Below are 17940 nucleotides of genomic sequence, written 5' to 3'. Positions count from 1 at the left end.
CGAAATCGACTCCCACGATGGACCTGCTCATGAATGCGCTGACTCTGCCGGATATCGCCGCGCAGGCCTCACGCCAAGCCCTGCCACTCGACTGGGTGGGCATGTGCGGCATTGCTCTTCCTGTTTTATTCGATGGCCAACGAATGAGTGCAAAGGCCGACGCCGGCGTTAGCCTCGACGATGGAGAGGCGCGCGGAATTCATATGTCGCGGCTGTACTTGGCGCTGGAAATGCTCGAGCAAGAAAACCTGACACCTGCCTTGTTGCGGCGAGTTTTACAAAGTTTTCTCAAGACTCATGAAGGACTGTCCAACAGCGCTTACTTAAAAATTCACACCGATTTACTGCTCAAAAGACCGGCGCTGGTCAGTCCATTGGCCGGCTGGAAAACCTATCCAGTGAGCATCGAAGCACGTTTGAAAAACGCGATGTTCCACGTGGAACTAAAAATCGACGTGCCTTATTCCTCGACTTGTCCGTGTTCGGCTGCGCTTTCCCGGCAGTTGATTCAGCAGCAATTCGTCGATGACTTCGCCAACAAGCCGTTGCAACATGCCGATGTGTTGGCTTGGCTCGGCTCTACAAAAGGCATCGTCGCAACGCCTCACAGCCAACGGAGCACTGCGAGATTGCGGCTTCGAGTGGATGACTATCTGGATGACCTGCCGCTGATCGCGATCATCAATGACGCCGAAGCAGCCCTCGGCACCGCCGTACAAACCGCCGTAAAACGCGCCGACGAACAAGCCTTCGCGCGGGCCAACGGGCAGAACCTGATGTTCTGCGAAGACGCCGCCCGACGTTTGAACCTGGCCCTGAAACGCTCCCCTGGCATCAACGCCTTCCACATACGAGTCATCCACGCGGAAAGCCTCCACGCACACGACGCGGTCGCCGAAAGCCGCTGGAATTGGGAGGCCGCATGATTCATTGCCAAGCCTTGCGTTGGGGTGCACCCGGCCAACCACTGACCCCACCCGTGGATTTCGAACTGTCCCAAGGAAGTCTCACCGCCGTAATCGGTGCGAACGGCTCGGGTAAAAGCAGCCTGCTGAAAGTCATCGCGGGTTTGCAAAAACCGCTGACCGGCAAAGTCATCCTGGATGTTCCACGCAAGGGCAGCCTCTCGTTCCTTCCACAGCAACAACACCTGGATCGCCAATTCCCCATCAGCATGCAAGAGTTAGTCGCCGCCGGTTTCTGGGGTAGCACGCAGTCTCCCGAGATACGCAGACAACGCCTCAAAGCCGTCCTGGAAAACTGGTGTCTGAGCGGACTGGAACAGCGCCCATTGATGGCTTTGTCCGGCGGCGAATTACAGCGTGCCCTGCTCGCCCGTTTGAGCCTCGCCGACGCACCATTGCTATTGCTCGACGAACCCCACGCCGCCCTCGACGAGCTCGGTCAGGCACTGCTCTGGAAACACATTCACGCCTGGCATGCCGAAGGCCGAACCCAAGTGATCGTGTGTCATGACCTGGCCGCCGTTCGCCAACACATTCCTCAAACGCTGCTGATCAAAAGCACTGGCTGCGTCCTCGGGTCGAGCGTTGATCTGATCCAGCAACAACCCCATACGCGGGTGGCCTGATGCTCGCGGCCGCTCATCTTTGGCAACCGTTCCACGAGTTCGTGTTCATGCGTCGAGCACTTCTCGGTGGATTGGTTCTGGCATGCAGCACCGCACCGTTGGGCGTGTTTCTGATCCTGCGACGGATGAGCCTGATCGGCGACGCGGTGGCTCACGGCATTCTGCCGGGGGCCGCATTGGGCTTCTGGTTCGCCGGATTGAGTCTGCCGGCGCTGACCGTCGGCGGCCTCGGTGCCGGTCTCGGCATGGCCGGACTCGCCGCCTGGATCACCCGTCGCACCGGCCTGCGGGAAGACGCCAGCCTCGCCGCGATCTACCCGATCTCCCTGGCCTGCGGTGTGCTGATCCTCGGCATCGCCGGCAAACGTCTGGACCTGTTGCACCTGTTGTTTGGCTCGGCGCTGGCGGTCGATGGCCCGACGTTGACGGGCATGCTCTGGGTCTCCGGCTTCAGCCTGATCGCCATGGCCTTCATCTATAAACCGCTGTTGCTGGACACCCTCGACCCACTCTTTCTGCAAACCGTCAGCCGACTTGGTCCCCTGGCCCACGGCGTATTTCTAACCCTGGTGGTGCTGAATCTGGTGATCGGTTTTCAAGCCATCGGTGCACTGATGGTGGTCGGTTTGATGATGTTGCCCGCCGCCGCATCTCGCTTCTGGAGTCGTCGCTTGCCGGTGTTAATGGCCATCGCCGCCCTGCTCGGCTGCCTCTCGGTGTGGCTCGGACTGTTGCTGTCGTTCTACTACTCGCTGCCCAGTGGCCCGGCAATCGTGCTGGTGGCTGGTGGTTTGTATCTGCTGTCCGTGGTGTTCGGACCGGTGCACGGTTTGCTGCGCCGCCCGCCTTTGCTCACATCCCAATGAGGTGTTACCCGATGCGCGTTCTACTCGTGCTGTTCAGTTTGCTGCTGTCGATGTCGCTGTCTGCTGCGGAAAAACTTCAGGTAGTCACCAGTTTCAGCATCCTCGCCGACATGACCCATCAAGTCGGCGGCGACCATATCCAGATCACCAACATGGTCGGCGCGGATGCCGATGCTCACACGTACGAGCCGACTCCGGACAACGCCAAGGCGTTGCTCAAAGCCAAACTCATCATTAAAAACGGCTTGGGTTTCGAGCCATGGCTGGACCGACTGGTGACCAGCACCGAGACCAAAGCGCCGGTGATCAGCGCGAGCCGCGGCGTCATCCCGCGTTCCCTGGATGAAGATGGCGAGACGATTCCCGACCCGCACGCCTGGCACAACCTGGCGAACGCTGAGCTGTATATCAGCAACATCACCAAGGCACTGATCGCCGCCGACCCGACGAATAAAAACGACTACGAACGCAACAGTCAGGCCTACCTGAAACAGATCTACGCGCTGCTTGCCGAAGCCAAGGTCAAACTCGGTTCGCTGCCACCGGGCAATCGTAAAATCGTGACGTCCCATGACGCCTTCGGTTATCTCGGTCAGGCCTATGGCATCGACTTCATGGCGCCTCAAGGCCTGTCCACCGAGCGCGAACCGTCAGCCGCCGAAGTCGCTGCACTGATCACCCAGATACGCCAGGCCAAGGTCAAAGCGGTGTTCATGGAAAACATCAAGGATGCACGCCTGCTCAAGCAGATTGCCGATGAAAGCGGCGCGCACATCGGTGGCACGTTGTACTCCGATGCGCTCGCGGCTAACGGGCCGGCCAGCACATTCATCGGGTTGTTCGAGTACAACCTCAACACCCTGTACAACGCGTTGAGCAAGCCATGATCCGCAAGAATCCTTCCGGTGATTTGCCGGTGATAGCCGAATCTGCCTACGTGGACAAAACCGCCATCATCTGCGGCAAAGTGGTGATCGGCGAGAACGTCTTCGTCGGTCCTTACGCGGTGATTCGTGCCGACGAAGTGGATGCCTCAGGCGAGATGGAGCCGATCACCATCGGCGCCAACTCGAACATCCAGGATGGCGTGGTGATCCACTCCAAGTCCGGCGCGGCAGTGACCATCGGCGAGTTCAGTTCCATCGCCCACCGCTCGATCGTTCATGGTCCGTGCAAGGTTGGCGACCGGGTGTTTATCGGGTTCAACAGCGTGCTGTTCAACTGCGTCGTCGGTGACGGTTGCGTAGTGCGGCACAACTCGGTGGTCGATGGTCGCGACTTGCCCGAAGACTTCTACGTGCCCTCCACCACCCGCATCGGCCCGAAGACAGATCTGTCGCAGTTCCCACCGGTGAGCGTCAGCGCCTCGGAGTTTTCCGAGGACGTGGCGCGTACCAACGTCGATCTTGTGCGCGGCTACAAAGCCCTGCAGAACGAGTTCTGACCATGAGCAGCGTGCTGATTCGCAATGCCCGGCTGGTGAACGAAGGTCGGGAGTTTGAAGGTGATCTGTTGGTGAGCAACGGGCGAATCGTGAAGATCGCCAGCAGCATCCACGGTGAAAATGCCGACGTGGAAATCGACGCACAAGGGCAATGGCTGCTGCCCGGAATGATCGACGACCAAGTGCATTTCCGCGATCCAGGCTCGCCAGACAAGGGCAGCTTCTACACCGAATCCCGGGCTGCGGTGGCCGGTGGCATCACCAGCTTCATGGACATGCCCAACACCAATCCGGCGACCCTGACCCTCAGCGCATTGACCGACAAAAAGCGCCGAGCGGCGATCAACTCCGTCGCCAATTACGGCTTTCATTTCGGCGTGAGCAACGACAATCTCGATACCGTCGCCTGGCTTAATCCCTGTGAAGTTGCCGGCGTCAAAGTGTTCATGGGCGCCTCGACCGGCAACATGCTGGTCGATGACCCAAAGATTCTGGAGCGGTTATTCGCCGAGGTGCCGACCATTCTGTTGGCCCACTGCGAACACACGCCCAGCATCGACGCCAATGCCGCGAACCTGCGTGACTTGTTCGGCGAACACATTCCAGCGGCGGCCCACCCGCTGATCCGCAACGCCGAGGCCTGCTTTCGCTCCTCCTCTATGGCCGTGGACCTGGCCAGGCGTCACGGCACCCGACTGCACGTTCTGCACCTGACCACCGCCCGCGAACTGGCGTTGTTCGAAGACAAGCCGCTGGCCCAAAAACGCATCACTGCCGAAGTCTGCCTGCACCACTTGCTGTTCGATGACCGGGATTACCCGAGCCTCGGCAACCTGATCAAGTGCAACCCGGCGATCAAAACCCAGGCCGACCGCGATGCCTTGCGCAAAGCATTGCTGAGCCATCGGCTCGACGTGATCGGCAGCGATCACGCGCCACACACCTGGGCCGAAAAACAGCGGCCGTACAGTCAGGCGCCTTCCGGTTTGCCGTTGGTGCAACACGCCCTGCCCGCGTTGCTGGAATTGGTCGCGGATGAAGTGTTGCCGATCACTACGCTCGTCGCAAAAACCAGTCACCGAGTCGCCGATCTGTTCGCCATTCCCGACCGCGGTTATCTGCGCGAAGGCTATTGGGCCGACCTCGTTCTGATCAAACCGGAACCCGGCGGCGTCGCCGTTTCCCTGCAGCCGATCCTGTCTCAATGCGGCTGGACACCTTTTGCCCGCAAGCGTTTCCGGCACAGCGTCAGCACCACGATCGTGTCGGGGCAAATTGCCTGGCACGACAAACGTCTTAATGACAACTGCCAGGGTTTACCACTACGGTTTATGCGCTAGCACTCGAGAGCACCGACATGATTCACATCACCCTGAGCGATGGTTCATTGCGTGAATACGACCAACCGCTGTCGGTGTACGAACTCGCCGCGAGTATCGGACCCGGACTGGCAAAAGCGGCGGTGGCCGGCCGAGTGGACGGCATCCTGGTGGACTGTGAGTTCATGATCGAAGCCGATGCCAGGGTCAGCATCGTCACGCCTCAAGAGCCCGACGGGCTGGAGATCCTGCGACGCTCCTGCGTGCTGATGCTGGCCATGGCCGTTAAACAACTCCATCCACAGGTGCAACTTCACGCAGGAACGGCGCTGGGCGACGGGTTCTTTCATTCGTTTTCTGCCGAGCGATCCTTAACGCAGACAGACCTGCGACTGATCGAAGCCCGCATGCAGGCTCTGGCGGCGACCAATCACTCGATTCGCCGTCAAGGAAAGACATCGCTTTACCGCCTGGGGAACTTCGAATCTACGACCGCTGGCCCGCATGTCCCCGCGACCAGAGTGCTGCAAGCGTTCACCCTCGACCACATCAGCGATACGTTGCCGCAACGGATTTACGGTACATGCTGGTCCTGCCAACAGGAGCTTGATAACTGGCGGACACCACCACACGTCATGATCGTCAGCATGGACGAGCGTCAGGCGGATTATGCGCAGTCGGTGACCGAGGCATTGCGTCGAAGTGGCGTGCACGCCCGCGCGGATCTGCGTCACGAGAAAGTCCGCCAAAAGATTCGCGAGCACAGTCAGCATGTGCCGTATCTGGTGGTGATCGGGGAGAAAGAAAAAGCAGGCGGGTTTGTCAGTGTGCGCAGCCGCACAGGTGAAGACTTCGGGAGGATGGGGGTTGAGACGGTGTGTGAGTGGTTGAATCAGGCCCGCTCCCACACGGTCATGTAGGTCGCGAGCCTGCTGGCGGCCTTTTAAGCTCTCGGCTTGACGGTCCCGCAATCCTGCCCCAACCAAACGGCGCGGCTATCGAGGCTGCCCTTCTGCTGAATGCCGGTGGCGTTGAAGGTGCCGTTAACCTTGGTGGTGAACTCACGATCACTGAGGAAAGTGGCAACACCGGTGCCCTGCGCTTTCGGACAGCTGAAGCGGAATTTCCACTGATTCCCGGTGCGGTCGGTGATTTCTTGCTTGCAGCCCGACTGTGGATCGGTCAGCGGAATATCGTCTGTCTTCACCTGCTCCGGAGTCAGACAAGCCCGAATCCCTTTGCCGCCCATGGTGATGCCCTGCTTTTCGAGCTGCGCGCGCTGTTGAGGGGTCATCTGGCTCTGTATCTGGCCAAGAATCAGCTGCAAATCCGGGAGATTCTGGTCATCGACCTTCATGTTGCTTGTGGTCATTTCCCACAAACCGGGCTGCAACATCTGCGCCTGAGCGGCCACAGGAAGTGACAAACCAACAGCCATGGCCAAACCCAGCAGACGAACGTTCATCGAGTAACTCCTGATCAGTTGTGGCCGTTAGACGTCAGCGAGTAGCTTCGGTTCATGGGCCAATTAAATAGCGACATTCTGCACGGAACATGGTCTGTTAAGCATTGAATCTTCAGGAGCAAGGCTGCCCCCATGGATTACTTTGGACCGCATATTTTCGGCTACATGATTGCACTGCTTCACACGCTGGGCCTGATCGCTGCCATCCACGCCGTGCTCACCGTCCGGACCGCCCAGGGATCAATCGCCTGGGCCCTGTCGTTGGTGTTTATTCCCTACCTCACGCTCATCCCCTATCTGGTCTTCGGCCGCAGTACCTTCGATGGCTACATCAAGGCTCGGCGCCAGGCCAACGAAGAAATGCGCAAGGCTATCTCCGATCTGAACTGGCGTCCTTGGGTAGAAGAGGCGCTGACCGCTCGTGCCTCCAATGCTTACGCGTCCTTGAGGGCCATGCCGAAACTGGGGCGCATGCCGTGCCTGGCGAACAACGAAGTGCGTTTGCTGATCGACGGCCAAGCCACCTTCAACGCCATTTTTGACGCCATCAGCAATGCGAAAGAAGCAGTGCTGATTCAGTTTTTCATCATCCACGACGATCGCCTCGGTCAACGCCTGCAAACCTTGCTACTGCAGAAAGCCGCCGAAGGCGTGGCGGTTTATTTATTGTACGACCGCATCGGCAGCCATTCCCTGCCTCACAGTTACGTGCAGCCGCTGCGCGATGCCGGCGTCGAGGTCAAAGCCTTTGCGACCCGCAGCGGCTGGCTCAACCGCTTCCAGGTCAACTTCCGCAACCACCGCAAGATTGTGGTGGTCGATGGAGTGCTGGGTTTCGTCGGAGGGCACAACGTCGGCGACGAATACATGGGCGAGAAACCACCCCTCGCCCCGTGGCGCGATACCCATGTGCAAGTACGCGGGCCGGTGGTTGCCTGCATGCAGGAATCTTTCGCTGAAGACTGGTTTTGGGCCGCCCGCTCATTGCCGCCGCTGATCCTGCCGGACGTTTACCCGGACGACGGCGTGCTCTGCCAATTACTCGCCAGCGGTCCGGCGGATTCCTACGAAACCTGTTCGTTATTCTTCGTCGAAGCCATCCATGCGGCAACCGAGCGGGTGTGGATCACCAGCCCGTATTTCATCCCCGACGAAGCCGTGTTCGCTGCGTTAAGGCTAGCGGTTCTGCGAGGCGTGGATGTGCGGCTGTTGCTGCCCTCTCGACCGGACCACCGGATCGTCTACGCCGCCTCCAGCCTTTATGCCTTCGAAGCCGTGCGCGCCGGCGTGCGGGTGTTCCGCTATGAGCCGGGATTCCTGCATCAGAAAGTGGTGTTGATCGACAGCGAAATCAGCGCCATTGGCAGTGCCAATCTGGACAACCGCTCGTTCCGGCTGAATTTTGAAGTGATGTTGTTGACGGTCGACAGCGAATTTGCCGCCGAAGTAGAACAGATGCTCATCGATGACTTCGCCCAGGCTCACGAGATCGCCAAAGAAGAAAGCCGGGAGACCCACCGCCTGCAACAGGTCGGCATGCGGGTCGCCCGGCTTATTTCACCGATACTTTAAGGGTTGTAGATATCGTCTCGCGTCCATGGCAGTTCATGGCTGCCATCGGGGTGGGCTTTCACCGCCAGGATCTGGTGCAGATTGATCCAACCCTTGGCGAACGCATAAGCGCATCCCGCCAGATACAGCCGCCAGATCCGTAACGCCTGCTCTGGCACCAGCCTGGAAGCCGCTTCCAGATTGTCTTCCAGGCGTTCGCTCCAATGGTCCAGCGTACGCGCGTAATGCAGGCGCAGACTCTCGACGTCGACGATCTCCAGCCCTGCTTCGCTGATCTCGGCAGAGATCATCGACAGGTGCGGCAGCTCGCCATTGGGGAACACATATTTCTCGATGAATTCGCCGGCACCGCGCCCCACCGGACGGCCGTCGATGCGCTTGGCGGTGATCCCGTGGTTCATCACCAGGCCACCCTCCTTCACCGCACCGAACAAGGTGTTGCAGTACTCGGCCAGATTGGCGTGGCCAACGTGTTCGAACATGCCGACACTGACCACTTTGTCGAAGCGACCGTCCTGAGGCAGGTCGCGGTAGTCGAGCAGTTGCAGTTCGACCAGATCGTCCAGACCTTCGGCAGTCACCCGTTCACGGGCAAGTGCCAGTTGCTCTTTACTGAGTGTGATCCCGAACACCTTCGCGCCAAACTCCCGGGCCGCATACCGTGCCAGTCCGCCCCAACCGCAGCCGACATCCAGCAAATATTCCCCTGGTTGCAGCCGCAGCTTGCGGCACAGGTGGCGGAATTTGGCTTGCTGGGCTTGTTCCAGCGTTTCACTGCCGGTCTCAAAATAGGCGCAAGAATACGCCATGTCACTGTCGAGCCACAGTTGATAAAACGCGTTGGAAAGGTCGTAGTGGTAGGAAATCGCCTTGGCGTCGGCTTCTTTGTCGTGAGCGGTGCGCACCGGTTGACTGTCTTGATCACCGAGCAACGCCTGGCTCCACTCATCGCAGACACGGATCACGTCGCTGATGGAGCCTTCCAGCTCAAGTTTACCTTCGACAAACGCCGCTCCGAGCGCGTCCAGGCTTGGATGAGTGAACTGGGTAACCATTTGTGGGTCCTTGACCACAATAGTGACGCTAGGCGTCGGCCCCAGATTGAATTCATGGCCGTCCCAGAGTCGCAGGCGTAGCGGTAACTGCAGATTCTGTAAGGCCGGAGGAAGATGCGCGAGCATGGATAGACCCTCTTGTTTCAGACGTCTGATGTGAGGGTAGTCCATCCTTGAAAAATAGCTGGCTATCGAATTAATAGCCCTTTTCTATAATTCGTAACGCTCGAACCCACCGTCGCGAATTCACAAAAGTGATTGCCCTCACCTAGATGACTACGAATTCGTCGTACAGTTCTGAAAACTTGAAATCGCCCGAGTTCACGCTGTTTAGAGCATTCACCAGGCGTACTCAATCCTCATCCTTCAGCTTGAGCAATGGTTCCTGAAAACGCAGTAAACGCCCGGCATTCCCCAACACCAGCAAGGTGCTGAAGTTGTGCAACAGCGCGGCAATCATCGCGCCCGCAGCACCGAGCCAGCCGAAGGCGGCGAAAGCTACAATCGCCAGCGTCCAGCCCAGACCGATGATCACGTTAACCTGCAACGTTTGCCGGCATTGGCGACTCAAGCGCACACACGTGCCGAGTCGACGCAGGTCGCTGCCGATCAGGACGATATCGGCCGAGGCCAGCGCGATATCCGCCCCACCCGCGCCCATGGCGACGCCGACCACGCCGGCCTTGAGCGCCAGCGAATCGTTGATCCCATCTCCCACGACCATCGGCCGGAAGCCGCTGCCGATTTCCTTCAGCACGCGATTGAGTTTGTCCTCGGGCAACGCTTGAGCTTCAACGTCGCTGATCCCGACATCTCGCGCCAATGTGTGCGCGACGCTTTGCCGATCACCTGTCAGCAGCAACTGCCTGCCCAACCCCAATTCGCGTAACTCGCTCAAAGCAAATCGAGCTTCGGGTTTGACGCTGTCGGCCAGCAAAAGCCAGGCGAGGAATTCACCGTTGAGCGCCAACCCGGCAATCGGGCCATCGTGGTCGGGGACACTTGAAGTGGCGATGCCCAATTGCGCGAATAGCTCCGGACGACCGAGCGCCGCCTCGCCCTGCTCCGTCATCGCCACCACGCCCAACCCCTGACGTTCGCGGATGTCGGAGAGCAGCAGAAAATGTTCCTGGGTGACCAACCCGGCGAGCGCGCGGCTGACCGGATGACTGCTGGCGGACCCGAGGCTGGCAGCGAGTTTAAGGACGTGGCTGCGATCCTCGATTGGGCTGTCGATGGATTGCAAACGCAAGGTGCCGAAGGTCAGGGTTCCGGTCTTGTCGACCACCAGTGAAGTCAGGTCTGCCAACTCTTCGAGGAACGCGGAGCTGCGAATCAGAATCCCGTGACGAGCCGCCACCGCCACCCCGGCAATCGCCGTGGCCGGCGCGGACAACACCAATGCACAAGGACAGGCCGCCACCAACACCGCGAGCATGGCCTGAGCATCGTTAGTGACGAACCAGGTCACCGCGGCCAGCAGCAACACCAGCACCATGTAGCTGCCGGCGTAGCGTTCCAGCAAACGCGTGATCGGTGGTTTGGAACGTTCGGCACTTTGCATCAGCGCGATGACTTTGCCGAGGGTCGACTCATTGCCGGTGCGGGTCACTTCAATACGCAACAGACCGTCGAGGTTGATCGCGCCGCCGAAGACTTGCATGCCGACACCCGCCTCCATCGGCACCGATTCGCCAGTAATCGAAGCGGTGTCCAGGCTCGCCTGACCGGACAGCACCCGACCATCCGCCGGCACCCGGTCACCCGCGCGCACCTCGACGAGGTCGCCGGCCTTGAGTGTGCCGTTATCGACTTCGACGATGGCGCCATCGGCCTGAACTTTGCGCGCGTGGCTGCGAGTCAGTTTGCCAAGGGCGCGAATCGCCTCCTGTGAGCCGATCACGCTGCGCTCTTCCAGCACGTGGCCGAAGATCATGATGATCGGCAGCAACGCCGCGGTCAGCAGATCACCCGTGGCCCACGCCCCCAGCATGGCCAGGGCGATCAATTGATCAGTGATCCCGTGCAGGCTCGGATAACGCAGGCTGTACCAGGCGGAACGCATCACGGGCACGGCCACCAGTAACGAAGCAAAGCCCAGCAGCAATTGACTGACGCCCGTCTGCTCCGGCGACAACCAGCGCCAGGTCAGGCCGAGCGCAAGCAGGCCCAATGCGAGCATGGCCAGGGTCAATTGTCGGGCGGCGCTGCGTTGTTCAGCCGAGGACAACATGCTCGGTGCGGCGGCGGTTGGGGTGGTCATTGTGCAGCTCCCTGAATGATCAGGCGGGAATCGTCTTTCGGGTTGACCGTGGTCACCGAACCGGCCTGGCCAAGAATCTTCGGCATCCGTTCGCGGTAGATGCGCAGCAGCATTTGCGGGTCGGTGCCCTGCTGCTGCGCCTTGGCCAGGCTCAATACCGTGGCCGTGTCAGCCGAGGCTTTGGCCAGACGTTCGCTCGCTTGGGCGTGAGCGACTTGCAGGGTGCGATCGGCTTGTTCGTTGGCGGTCTGAGTCAGTTTCTCGGCTTCAGTGCGCGCATTGGCCACAGCTTTATCGGCTTGCTGACTGGCGGTCAGAACAGCGTTGAAGGCGTTGACCGCTGGGCTGGGCAAACTTGATTGCACGTCGACTCGCGCCACTTCTATTCCTAATCCCTGCCCGGTCGCGGTCAGGTCAGCCAGGCGCTGATTGATGCCTTGCACCAGATCACCGCGCAGACGTTCGCGTCTTTCGGCAGCCTGTTTATCCGCGCCGATGAGTTCCGGTCGCGCCACTAGAATGGTGTCCAGATCTCGTGCGGCAGTGAGGGCCACCGCGCTGCGAGTCACCAATCGATCCAATGCCGGCAACACATGTTCGCCTTGAAGGACGAAGGCGTACGGCTCGGTGACTTTGTAGAAAACCCGCACATCCAGTTGCACCACGCCCGCGTCACCGGTGAGCAAGTAACCTGAGCCGGCGAGTGCATCGCTGATCGGTGTGGCGAAACTCGCCACTCGGTCTGCCTGTAACGCGGCATCGGTGCGCAGCAGGTTTTCCACCCGACGCTCAATCACCCGATCCGCTGCGGGCAACAAAATCACCTGCTCAAACGGGCGGGGCCAGGCCAATAGCAGACCAGCATTCTGGATGCGATCCAGCGCGCCGAAGTGCAAAACCACCGCGCGATTTTGCGGATCGATCTGCCGCACATTGGAAAATGCCCACACCAAAGCGGCTAGCACTGTCACGGCGTAAAGGGCCAAAAAAGCCAATCGCCCCGCCTGAATCCAGGGACTGCTTAACTCATTTGTTCCACGTGGAACTAATTTCATGGCTGCGACCCGGACTTGTTATCAAGGGTCGGCGGACCGTCAACCAACACCCGGAACGGCGCGGCGTCGGTGCGCAAAATCAGTTTGGTGCCGGGCGTGACGATCGTGCCCAGTGTGTCGAGGGAGCGCAGCAGGTTGTAGAGCTGTGGTGACCCGGCGTAGGCGCGACCATAAATCTGCGCGGCTTCAACGCGCGACTGTGCTTCGATATCGGCAGCTTTCACCGTCGCATCGGCTTGTACGATTCGTGCATCACGCTCAGCAGCGGAACGGATTTGCGCCGCTTCGCGCTTGCCGATGGCCGTGCGTTCGGTGGCGATTGTTTCACGCTCGGCACGCATGCGATCGACCGTAGCGGTGAGGGTTACCGACGGCAAAGTCAGACGCTCGATACCGACTTGCACCACCCGCACACCATAAGTCGTGAGCAGCTGCTGATCGATTTGCTGACGCAACTGCGCTTCAAAATCGGCGATGTGAACTTGATTGGCGTCGGTGTTCACCAGGTTAGCCAAATCAAAACTGCTGGCCGTGGTTTCCAGAGCCGAACCCACAAACGTACGAATCTGCCGCGCAGCTTCGTCCGGCTGATTCTGTACGGCGCGCATGAAGCGTTGCACGTTGTCCGGATCGCCCTGAACCTGCCAGGCCACGTACGCCTGAACGATGATGCGCAAACCGTCCCGCGTGCCCACATCCTGTAAACCACTCGAGGTCGTGCGCAGTCGCAGATCGACAGGAATCGCCGCTTCAAAAGGAGCAGGCCAGCGCCAGCCAAGACCTGGTTCCAGCAGTACCCGCGACGGATTACCGAAACGCGTGATCACCGTCGCCTCCCCCGAACGCACTTGCACCAGGCTCGCTGCCGCAATGGCGAACGCTACCAACAACGCTGCCCAGCCCATTCGCCGCCATGGGAACGGGCCCGCTTCTTGGGGATCACCGTGGTGGTGATGGCCGTGGTGATGGCCGCCATGGCCGTGATCGTGGCCAGTGTGGTCATCGTGATCGTGAGTGTGCGACTGGCTCAATTGGCAGCTCCTGGCTGAGCGGTATTACGCGCTGGCGCAGGATCAGCCGGCAGCGTGAACGTACGTAAGTCGATGGTCGGCGCGTTACCGCTTCCGCCCAGACGATGATCGAGCACCAGCAACCTGGCATTGGCCAAGCCCTGGGACAGTTGGCTGAAGTACTGTTCCAGCACGAAGGCCTGGCCGGCGCTGGCGTAGGCTTTTTGTTCGGCGCTGAACCGCAGATCCGCCGCTTGAGCGGTAGCGTTGATTTCACGAGCGCTGGCCGTCGCTTGATCGCGAGCGATGCTGGCCTGCAATTGCGCCTGGTTGGTGGCTTCCGCCGCCGCCCCACGCTCGCGGGAAATCAATGCCTGGGCGCCAATCTGCGCAGCCTGAACACCGTGATAGGCATTGGCGGCACCGGCCGGCGGATGAATCGCCTCGACCACGGTGGCGAGAATTTCCACGCCGCTGTCGAGTTTCTGCAAGTCAGCCTGCACCGCCCGACCAATCTCTTCGGCTAGCCCTACCCTGTCCTCACCGAGCAAACCGTCGAGGGTTCGCGAGGCGAAATCGTGGACCAGAATTCGGCTGGCGGTGCTGCGGATCAGTGTCGGGACATCAGCGCTGTTGTAGGTCGCCGCCAATGCCGCTTGATCGCTCAGGCCGATGCGGTAGACGAAACGCACGTCCATGTTGACGATCTGGAAGCTCTGCTTGTCGGCTCGGCTGCTGGCAATGACTTGGGATTTGTCGTTCACATGGCTGGCGTCCCACAAGCGATTGGCAATCGCGGGCGCCGGGCCTTCGGCGGGATCGGCCACCACCGACGCCGGTGTGTCGCCAACACTGGTGGCCAACTCGTGGACCACACCGTTCTCGACGCTCAACACTCGGCCCAGAGGCCAGGGCAAACCTGCGTGCAAACCAGGACCGAATACCTCCACCGGTTTGCCGAAACGCTCGTAGATGCCTCGCCCTTGCATCGGGATTTCGTGAATGCCGGTGAGTGACCAACCCACAATCGAGACCACGGCGAGCACCGGCAGAAATGCCCGACGCATGTAGGTGAAGGCCCAGATCTGTCGCAGGTCGATGCCGAAGCGGTTGTGCAATTCGTGCTGCAACGCCAACAAGGGTTGCGGCGGCCAGCGCAGCATGTCGGCGACGAAGCTGCGCGCCAGCAAGGCAGGTTCGAGTTGTTCGCGCTGCGGACTGAACAACGACAGCAGGGCGCGCAACAGCAGCTCAGCGGCGACCAACCCTGGCAATAAGCCAATCAGTACCGCCAGACGCACCGGCCATACCGAGGTTTCGCTACCCAACAACAAGCACAAAGCGCTGAGCACCAGGCCAATGATCGCCACCCGTGTCAGCTGCGCCAACGACGCTGCTTCGGGCCATTGCGCGACGTTTTCCTGCGCCAGTTGACGCTCCTGCACCAGTAAACCGAAGGCCAGCAACAACGACAGCGCCGCACCGACACTGGCCGACAATCCCGGTGCGGTTGGCGGCAGTGCAAGGTTCCAGACTTGTTCGATGCTCAATAACGTCAACAGCGACCAACCTGCGAGCCACAGCGTCGGGGCGCCGATCTGCACCAGCATTCGCAGCCATCGCTGGCTGAGCCGATCCAGCAGCTGTTCGTACCAGCCCACCGGGGCAACGACTTCGTCAGCAACGACGACCTGCACGACCGGATTCAACGCCCGTACGCGCCATTGCGTCACCCACCAGGCCGATTGCAAACCGGCGACCAGCACCAGCAAACCGGCGCTCTGATTGACCAGCAACGCGGGCCAAAGCGACTGCGGCGCAAACAGCCCGACAAAAAACGCCAGCAACCAGCCTGTCGCCGCAAGAGCGCCCAGACCGATTGCGAACTGACGCAATCGTCGCCCTTGAAAAACCGCCTGCTGGAAACGCGGCAGCCCGGCTACTTGCGTCCCATCGACATCGAGATCGACTTGCATACCACCCCAGTGTTTATCGTTGCTCATATCGCAGTTCGTTACGATATAACGAAAGCCGTGAAATTTCCGTTCTTAAATGCTGTATCTGAAGGCGCTCAACCTGTCGCTTGGCTGAAGCCTTGACCGAAATGCCGCGGAACGCACATATTACGTTCGTAATTTTACCCAAGGACTACGTTTACCCATTCCGATCCGATTCACTCCAGGAGTACACCATGAGCAACTATGACGTCGTGATTCTGGGCGGAGGCCCCGGTGGTTATAACGCGGCAATCCGCGCCGGGCAGTTGGGCCTGAGAGCGGCTTGCATCGAAGGACGCACCACGCTCGGCGGCACCTGCCTGAACGTCGGTTGCATGCCGTCAAAAGCGTTGCTGCACGCCTCCGAACTTTACGACGCCGCCATGGGCGCGGAATTCGCCAACCTGGGGATTGAAGTCAAACCCACACTCAACCTCGCGCAAATGATGAAGCAAAAGGATGAAAGCGTTGCCGGGTTGACCAAGGGCATCGAGTTTCTGTTTCGTAAAAACAAAGTCCATTGGCTCAGGGGCTGGGGCCACATCGACGGGCCCGGCAAAGTGACGGTGACCGACAGCCAGGGCGGCAAGACCGAACTGAACGCCAAGGACATCATCATCGCCACCGGTTCCGAGCCCACTCCCCTGCCCGGTGTGGACATCGACAACAAGCGCATCCTCGATTCGACGGGCGCGTTGTCGCTTACCGAAGTACCCAAGCATCTGGTGGTGATCGGCGCCGGGGTGATCGGCCTGGAGCTGGGTTCGGTGTGGCGGCGTTTGGGCGCTCAGGTGACAGTGATCGAATTTCTCGACCGGATCTGCCCCGGTGTAGATGGTGAAGCCGGTAAAACCCTGCAACGTTCGTTGAGTAAACAGGGCATCAACTTCAAATTGAGCTCCAAAGTCACCAGCGCCACAACCTCGGCGACCGGCGTTCAGCTCAGCGTCGAACCCGCCGCTGGTGGCACGGCCGAAACGATTGAAGCGGATTACGTGCTGGTATCCATCGGCCGCCGGCCTTACACCCAAGGCCTGGGGCTGGAAAACGTAGGTCTCGCCACGGATAAGCGCGGCATGCTCGCCAACAAGGGTCATCGCACCGAAGCGGCTGGCATCTGGGTGATCGGCGACGTCACGTCCGGGCCGATGCTCGCCCACAAGGCCGAAGACGAGGCCATGGTCTGCATCGAGCAGATTGTCGGCAAGGCGGCCGAGGTCAACTACGACCTGATCCCCAACGTGATCTACACCAAGCCCGAACTGGCCAGCGTCGGCAAGACCGAAGAACAACTGAAGGCCGAAGGTCGTGCCTACAAGGTTGGCAAATTCCCCTTCACCGCCAACAGCCGGGCAAAGATCAATCACGAGACTGAAGGCTTCGCCAAAGTGCTGGCCGATGAGCGCACCGACGAGATTCTCGGCGTGCACCTGGTGGGGCCAAGCGTCAGTGAGATGATTGGCGAATACTGTGTGGCCATGGAGTTCAGCGCCTCTGCCGAAGACATTGCCCTGACCTGCCATCCACACCCGACCCGCTCCGAGGCCTTGCGCCAGGCGGCAATGAATGTGGAGGGGATGGCGACGCAGATGTGATGGTGTTTCCCCTGATCGTTCCCACGCTCTGCGTGGGAATGCCTCAACGGACGCTCCGCGTTCGGCTCCGGAAGGGACGCGGAGCGTCCCGGGCTGCATTCCCACGCAGAGCGTGGGAACGATCTTAGTTCGCTGGTAAATGTTCCAACGGCAACGCCCCTGGCGTCTTCACCGTATGAATCGCAAAGTTGCTGCGGATGTCGCTTACACCCGGCAATTTCAGCAAACGCCCCGTGAGAAAACGGTCATAGGCGCGCAGGTCCGGCACCACCACTTGCAGCAGAAAATCCGATTCCCCTGACACCAGAAAGGCCGAAATCACCTCCGGCAACGCGGTCACGGCCAGGCGAAAGGATTCGGCCTGTTCATCGTTGTGCCGTTCGACCTTGACCCCGACAAACACCGTCAGTCCAAGCCCTACTTCGTCGCGATCCAGATTGGCCTGGTAACCACGTATCACCCCGGCTTCTTCGAGCATTCGAACCCGGCGCAAACAAGGCGAGGCGGACAGACCGATCTCGTCTGCCAGTTGCACATTGCTCAGGCGACCGTCCCGTTGCAGTGCAGCGAGAATCTTGCGGTCGTAGGCGTCGAGTTTCATGGTTTGGCAGATCCTGATGGTTTGCATGCAATTGAGTGGCAGATTATGCCAACCATAAGCATTTTAGAAGCGAACTACGCAACCACCTGCCCTGCCCTTCAGCCCTA

At 59.9% G+C, this 17940-nt stretch carries 16 protein-coding genes; 9 read left to right on the top strand and 7 right to left on the bottom strand.

What is annotated here, in order from left to right; genetic code table 11:
- Positions 1-29 precede the first annotated feature (29 nt).
- From folE2 to CKW16_RS00790, 7 genes are read left to right on the top strand one after another with little or no spacing between them, the layout of a single operon-like run.
- A complete protein-coding gene (gene folE2 / locus CKW16_RS00820) occupies positions 30-926 on the top strand; it encodes a GTP cyclohydrolase FolE2 (RefSeq protein ID WP_095127249.1) in 897 nt (298 codons plus the stop codon).
- Positions 923-1591: a metal ABC transporter ATP-binding protein gene (locus CKW16_RS00815; protein WP_095126838.1), complete on the top strand. Its 669-nt coding sequence runs from the start codon at positions 923-925 to the stop codon at positions 1589-1591. The genes folE2 and CKW16_RS00815 overlap by 4 nt, the downstream gene beginning before the upstream one ends.
- Positions 1591-2457 carry a metal ABC transporter permease gene (locus CKW16_RS00810; protein WP_095126837.1) on the top strand — a complete coding sequence of 289 codons (867 nt, stop codon included), beginning with the start codon at positions 1591-1593 and terminating at the stop codon, positions 2455-2457. Before CKW16_RS00815 ends, CKW16_RS00810 begins: the two co-directional genes overlap by 1 nt.
- A gap of 11 nt (positions 2458-2468) precedes the next feature.
- Positions 2469-3344 (top strand): metal ABC transporter substrate-binding protein, encoded by an 876-nt coding sequence (locus CKW16_RS00805; RefSeq protein WP_095126836.1) that lies wholly within the window; start codon positions 2469-2471, stop codon positions 3342-3344.
- Positions 3341-3901 (top strand): DapH/DapD/GlmU-related protein, encoded by a 561-nt coding sequence (locus CKW16_RS00800; RefSeq protein WP_046044954.1) that lies wholly within the window; start codon positions 3341-3343, stop codon positions 3899-3901. Before CKW16_RS00805 ends, CKW16_RS00800 begins: the two co-directional genes overlap by 4 nt.
- Positions 3902-3903: 2 nt before the next feature.
- A complete protein-coding gene (locus CKW16_RS00795) occupies positions 3904-5241 on the top strand; it encodes a dihydroorotase (protein ID WP_095126835.1) in 1338 nt (445 codons plus the stop codon).
- A 17-nt stretch (positions 5242-5258) separates the two neighbouring features.
- Complete coding sequence (locus tag CKW16_RS00790) at positions 5259-6140, top strand: His/Gly/Thr/Pro-type tRNA ligase C-terminal domain-containing protein (RefSeq protein WP_095126834.1); 882 nt, start codon at positions 5259-5261, stop codon at positions 6138-6140.
- A 23-nt stretch (positions 6141-6163) separates the two neighbouring features.
- On the opposite strand, the gene CKW16_RS00785 is transcribed toward CKW16_RS00790, so the two are convergent.
- The gene (locus CKW16_RS00785) at positions 6164-6685 is read right to left on the bottom strand and encodes a DUF3617 domain-containing protein (RefSeq protein WP_095126833.1); all 522 of its coding nucleotides are present in this window, start codon (positions 6683-6685) and stop codon (positions 6164-6166) included.
- A 132-nt stretch (positions 6686-6817) separates the two neighbouring features.
- Between CKW16_RS00785 and cls the strand changes: the two genes are divergently transcribed.
- Positions 6818-8257 (top strand): cardiolipin synthase, encoded by a 1440-nt coding sequence (gene cls, locus CKW16_RS00780; protein WP_095126832.1) that lies wholly within the window; start codon positions 6818-6820, stop codon positions 8255-8257.
- Here cls and cfaB read toward each other — a convergent pair.
- The 5 genes from cfaB to hflK (CKW16_RS00755) all read right to left on the bottom strand — a co-directional run bounded on the left by cfaB (position 8254) and on the right by hflK (CKW16_RS00755) (position 15616).
- Positions 8254-9438: a C17 cyclopropane fatty acid synthase CfaB gene (cfaB, locus tag CKW16_RS00775; protein WP_095126831.1), complete on the bottom strand. Its 1185-nt coding sequence runs from the start codon at positions 9436-9438 to the stop codon at positions 8254-8256. The genes cls and cfaB overlap by 4 nt on opposite strands.
- Before the next feature lie 226 nt (positions 9439-9664).
- Positions 9665-11575: a cation-translocating P-type ATPase gene (locus tag CKW16_RS00770; protein WP_095126830.1), complete on the bottom strand. Its 1911-nt coding sequence runs from the start codon at positions 11573-11575 to the stop codon at positions 9665-9667.
- A complete protein-coding gene (gene hflK, locus CKW16_RS00765; RefSeq protein WP_095126829.1) occupies positions 11572-12630 on the bottom strand; it encodes a protease modulator HflK in 1059 nt (352 codons plus the stop codon). Before hflK (CKW16_RS00765) ends, CKW16_RS00770 begins: the two co-directional genes overlap by 4 nt.
- Positions 12627-13661 carry a protease modulator HflC gene (gene hflC, locus CKW16_RS00760; protein WP_095126828.1) on the bottom strand — a complete coding sequence of 345 codons (1035 nt, stop codon included), beginning with the start codon at positions 13659-13661 and terminating at the stop codon, positions 12627-12629. Before hflC ends, hflK (CKW16_RS00765) begins: the two co-directional genes overlap by 4 nt.
- The gene (hflK, locus tag CKW16_RS00755; RefSeq protein ID WP_095127248.1) at positions 13658-15616 is read right to left on the bottom strand and encodes a protease modulator HflK; all 1959 of its coding nucleotides are present in this window, start codon (positions 15614-15616) and stop codon (positions 13658-13660) included. Before hflK (CKW16_RS00755) ends, hflC begins: the two co-directional genes overlap by 4 nt.
- Before the next feature lie 215 nt (positions 15617-15831).
- Here hflK (CKW16_RS00755) and lpdA point away from each other — a divergent pair, with 215 nt between their 5' ends.
- Positions 15832-17232 carry a dihydrolipoyl dehydrogenase gene (gene lpdA / locus CKW16_RS00750; RefSeq protein ID WP_095126827.1) on the top strand — a complete coding sequence of 467 codons (1401 nt, stop codon included), beginning with the start codon at positions 15832-15834 and terminating at the stop codon, positions 17230-17232.
- A gap of 124 nt (positions 17233-17356) precedes the next feature.
- Here lpdA and CKW16_RS00745 read toward each other — a convergent pair whose 3' ends face one another.
- Positions 17357-17833 (bottom strand): Lrp/AsnC family transcriptional regulator, encoded by a 477-nt coding sequence (locus tag CKW16_RS00745; RefSeq protein WP_033059662.1) that lies wholly within the window; start codon positions 17831-17833, stop codon positions 17357-17359.
- Positions 17834-17940: the final 107 nt, after the last annotated feature.

Source organism: Pseudomonas sp. Irchel s3h14, assembly GCF_900187425.1.
GTDB lineage: Bacteria > Pseudomonadota > Gammaproteobacteria > Pseudomonadales > Pseudomonadaceae > Aquipseudomonas.
This window is presented reverse-complemented; position numbering and strand designations above follow the sequence as displayed.